The sequence below is a fragment of the uncultured Ruminococcus sp. genome (assembly GCF_946415235.1).
In the GTDB taxonomy this organism is placed as follows: domain Bacteria; phylum Bacillota; class Clostridia; order Oscillospirales; family Ruminococcaceae; genus Ruminococcus.
This window is the reverse complement of the sequence record NZ_CAMKRR010000157.1, coordinates 1-4,466: the sequence shown is the minus strand read 5'-3', so window position 1 is coordinate 4,466 and position 4,466 is coordinate 1. Positions and strand designations below refer to the sequence as shown.

Annotated in this window: 4 protein-coding genes and 1 pseudogene; all 5 read right to left on the bottom strand. The window is 50.5% G+C overall.

What is annotated here, in order from left to right:
• Window positions 1–1,304: NADPH-dependent glutamate synthase (gltA, locus tag Q0R37_RS15245; protein WP_294755444.1), on the bottom strand; the 1,304-nt coding region annotated here is incomplete at its 3' end.
• A gap of 1 nt (window position 1,305) precedes the next feature.
• Window positions 1,306–2,145 (bottom strand): sulfide/dihydroorotate dehydrogenase-like FAD/NAD-binding protein, encoded by an 840-nt coding sequence (locus Q0R37_RS15240; protein ID WP_294755442.1) that lies wholly within the window; start codon window positions 2,143–2,145, stop codon window positions 1,306–1,308.
• A 376-nt stretch (window positions 2,146–2,521) separates the two neighbouring features.
• Entirely contained in the window at window positions 2,522–3,472 is a 951-nt protein-coding gene (locus Q0R37_RS15235; RefSeq protein WP_294755440.1) for a LysR family transcriptional regulator, read from the bottom strand.
• 18 nt (window positions 3,473–3,490) lie between these two features.
• Window positions 3,491–4,213, bottom strand: coding sequence for a maltose acetyltransferase domain-containing protein (locus Q0R37_RS15230; RefSeq protein ID WP_366517450.1), 723 nt, complete (start codon window positions 4,211–4,213; stop codon window positions 3,491–3,493).
• 49 nt (window positions 4,214–4,262) lie between these two features.
• Window positions 4,263–4,466 (bottom strand): annotated as a pseudogene (locus Q0R37_RS15225) (D-alanine--D-alanine ligase); the annotation flags it as partial.

Below are 4,466 nucleotides of genomic sequence, written 5' to 3'. Positions count from 1 at the left end.
GTTACGGCGTCGCCGCCTGCGTAAACGCCTTCCTTTGAGGTAAGACCGTCCTCGTCTGCGATGATGCCGCCCCATTTCTGAGTATCAAGGCCTGCTGTTGTGGACTTTATGAGCGGATTGGGTGAAGTACCGATAGACATGATAACGCAGTCAGCCTCGATGTCTATGAAGGCTCCCTCGATGGGAACAGGCTTTGCTCTGCCCGAAGCATCAGGCTCGGAGAGCTCCATCTGCTGACAGTGTATGCTCTTTACCCAGCCGTCGTCGGTAGCCTTTATCTCAACGGGATTTGTGAGGAACTTGAAGATTATGCCCTCTTCCTTTGCGTGCTCGACCTCCTCAGCTCTTGCGGGGAGCTCTGCCTCTGTACGTCTGTATACGATATATACCTCAGCGCCCAGTCTCTTTGCACAGCGGGCAGCGTCCATAGCAACGTTTCCGCCGCCTACGATAACAGCCTTGCTGCCTGCCTTGATAGGAGTTGCGCTGCCTTCCTTGTAGGCTTTCATGAGGTTGATACGTGTGAGGAACTCGTTTGCGGAGTAAACGCCGTTGAGGTTCTCGCCGGGGATATTCATAAATCTCGGGAGACCTGCACCTGAGCCGATGAATACGGTCTCGAAGCCCTCTTCGTTCATGAGCTCGTCAATGGATATAGTCTTGCCGACTACGGTATTAGTCTCGACTTTTACGCCGAGAGCCTTAAGGCCGCCTATCTCCTTCTGAACGATGGACTTTGGCAGTCTGAACTCGGGGATACCGTAGGAGAGAACTCCTCCCGCAACGTGGAGAGCTTCAAATATGGTAACGTCGTAGCCCTTCTTTGCAAGGTCGCCCGCACAGGCAAGACCCGAAGGACCCGAGCCTATGACAGCAGCCTTGTGACCGTTCTTTGCGGGTATCTCGGGAGCTGTTTCGGGCTGAGCGTTATGCCAGTCGGCAACGAAGCGCTCAAGTCTTCCGATAGCAACGGGCTCGCCCTTGATGCCTCTTACGCACTTGCTCTCGCACTGTGTCTCCTGAGGACATACTCTTCCGCATACAGCGGGGAGAGAGCTCGACTTTGTGATTATTTTATAAGCCTCTGCAAAATTCCCCTCAGCCACCTGAGCGATGAAAGCAGGGATATCTATCTGTACGGGACATCCTGTGGTGCAGGGCTTGTTCTTGCAGTTGAGGCAGCGCTTAGCCTCATCTATGGCCTGTTCTTCGGTATAGCCGAGTGCGACCTCGCTGAAATTCTTGTTTCTTACGTCGGGAGCCTGTACAGGCATCTCGTTTCTTGTAGCTGACATATTAGCCATATCACTTTACCTCCTTGAACAGATTGCAGGCTTCCTCGTAAGCATGGCGCTCAAAGGGCTTGTACATAGCACCTCTTGCCATAGCCTCGTCGAAGTCGATAAGGTGTCCGTCGAATTCGGGACCGTCAACGCAGGCGAACTTTGTTTCGCCGCCGACTGTGAGACGGCAGCCGCCGCACATTCCCGTACCGTCGATCATTATTGGGTTCATGGAAGCAACAGTGGGCACACCGTACTCCTTTGTGAGCTTACAGACGAACTTCATCATGATGAGAGGGCCGATAGTGATTACTCTGTCGTACTTTTCGCCGCTGTCGATGAGCTTTTTGAGAGCGTCCGTAACGAGACCCTTCTCGCCTGCTGTTCCGTCGTCGCTCATGAGCACGAACTTTGAGCTTGAAGCCCTGAACTCGTCCTCAAGTATAACAAGGTCTTTATTTCTGAATCCTACTATGGAATGAACTTCAATGCCGAGGGCATGGAGCTTTTTTGCAACAGGGTAAGCGATAGCGCAGCCTACGCCGCCGCCGACTACTGCCACCTTTTTGAGGCCCTCTGTCTCTGTGGCTCTGCCGAGAGGACCAACGAAGTCCTGAAGGCAGTCTCCCTCGTTCATGTGGTTGAGCTTTTCGGTAGTTGCGCCGACTATCTGGAATATGATAGTAACAGAGCCGCTTGTGCGGTCAAAATCCGCGATAGTGAGCGGTATACGCTCGCCGTCAGCGTCAGTCCTCAGTATAATGAACTGTCCCGGTTCAGCCTTTTTGGCTACCTTGGGAGCGTTTATACGCATAAGGGTAACAGTTGGGTTGAGACTTCTTTTCTCAAGAATTTCAAACATTTCCATACCTTCCTTGCCATAGATTTGCAATGCGTGAGCTTTCACGTCTGTCGCCTTTGACTTAATATGACGCAGCATTGCATATGATATATTAAATATTATATCATAGAAAAGAATGTTGCACAAATATAACAGGGGAATATCGATATTCCGATATCGATATTCCCGTAATGAATAATATGTAGACTGTTGTCAGACTTTGGCTTGCCTTCGTGGTAATACAGTGGTAAATAATAAAAAAGGCAGCCCTGATATATATAATTACACAGCGCAGTTCAAGCAGTAAAATGTAAGGGGCGATGTCAAAATCGCCCCGTAAATAACAATATATGATAATTATTCTTATTCAGAATGTACTCATATTCAAACGAATATATTATTTATATTCCGCAAAGGCGCTCTCGTTTCTGACCTCATAGAGGCGGTTCACGAGCCTGAGCTCATTGTCCGAGAGCTTGTGTCCCGAGGTATATATGAGAACGTCCTTGAAGTTGTTGTCGGGGAAGGCGCATCTGCGCTGTACAAGACCGTATTTTCCGCAGAGGCTTGCAGGCATGGGAGAGTCCAGCATGAATGCCTGCGGCACAGTCAGCAGGAAGTCGAGAGCGCTTCCGCGGTCGTACATACAAACCTTTCTCACAGGCACGTCCGCAGGTCTGTTTGAAGCATAGAGCTTCTCAACAGCTCCCGAAACGTAGGGAACAGCGTCGTCGCCCTGTCCGAGCTCGGTATAGCTGCACGAAAGGTCGGAGTAGGTTATGGTCTCGGCGTTTGCGGCAGGATGCTCGGAGGACATTACCGCCAGCATCTCGAACTCCCAGAGGAGCTTGCTGTCGAGGTTCTTTTCCGCAAGGAAGTCGGAAAAGTACTTCTCATGAGCCGCATTGAAGCGGATAACTCCGAAATCGTAGCCGTTTTCGCGGACATTTTCGATAGTTCTGAGTGAGTTGGTCTCGCAGAAGAATATCTCCATATCCTCGGGGGCGTTGAGCCCTGCGATGTACTCCGAAAAAGCCTTTGAGATATAGCCCGTTCTCGGCACGGATATGCGGAGTCGGCTGTTTTTCGGCTTATCGGGAGAGTGTATCGCCTCCATATTGTCTATCTGAATGAGTATCTGCTTGGCGTAATCGAGGAATTTAAGCCCCTGATCCGTGGGTATGACACCCTTTGAGGTACGTCTGAATATAGTGATGCCGAGGGTATTTTCCAGTTCCTTTATAGCCTTGCTCAGATTGGGCTGAGCCATGTAGAGATTTTCCGCAGCCTGTGTGATAGAGCGTGTTTTTTCGATCTCAACAGCGTATTTGAAGTGAAGTGTGTTCATGGTCCAGTCCTCCTTGTGTCAACGTCTTTTGTCGGGGAAACCGCCGCCGCTGTGGGGCGCACCGTCTACGCGGCGTATCTCAAGATGCCTTGTCTTTGGCTTTTCGGGGGCGGGCTCGGGCTTTTTCTCTGCGGGAGCCTCCGCAGGCTTTTCCTCAGCCTTTTTCGGAGCTTCGTGAGCTGTGCTTCTTTCGGTGACCTTTGTCGGCAGACAGGGATTTCCCGAAGCTATGCAGTCCGAGGGGACATCCTTGGTAACGACGCTTCCCGTGTTTATTACCGCGTTATCGCCTATGGTCACACCTGCCGCGATGGTGACATTGCTTCCGAAGCAGACATTGCTGCCTACCTTGATGGGCTTTGCGTACTCAGCGCCCGTATTCCTCAAAGCAGGTTCAAGAGGGCGTTCAGCCGTGCAGAAGCAGCAGTTGGGACCGATATAGACATTATCCCCGAAGGTTATCTCGGCGTTGTCTATCATGATGCAGTTGATATCGGCGTGGAAATTGTTGCCGATAACGATATTGTAGCCGTAATTGCAGAGAAATCCCGCTTCGATAGAGACGTCCTCGCCTTTAAGGGCAACTATCCTGTCGATAAGTCTTTCTCGCTTCTGAAAGTCGTTGTACTCCAGAGCGTTGAACTCCGCGCAGAGCTTTCTTGCCTTGACTCTTTCCGCAAAGAGCTCTCTGTCGCTTGCATCGTAAAGCTCTCCTGCCTGCTGTTTTTCCTTTTCGGTCATTTTAAACCCTCCATTCATCAATTCATAATTCATAATGCATAATGCATGATTATCTCTTGCTGCCCTTTGAGCCGAAGCTGCCTCCCATTGAGAGAATATTCGTATCAAAGGTATAGCTTATCTTCTCGCCCTGTCTGTAGCGTTTGAGAGCAAGCTGGATAAGTCTTTCGAGAAGCTCCGTGTACTTCACGCCCTTGGGCTCCCAGAGATAGAATGCGAGAGAGCCGGGGATAGTGTTTATCTCGTTGATGTA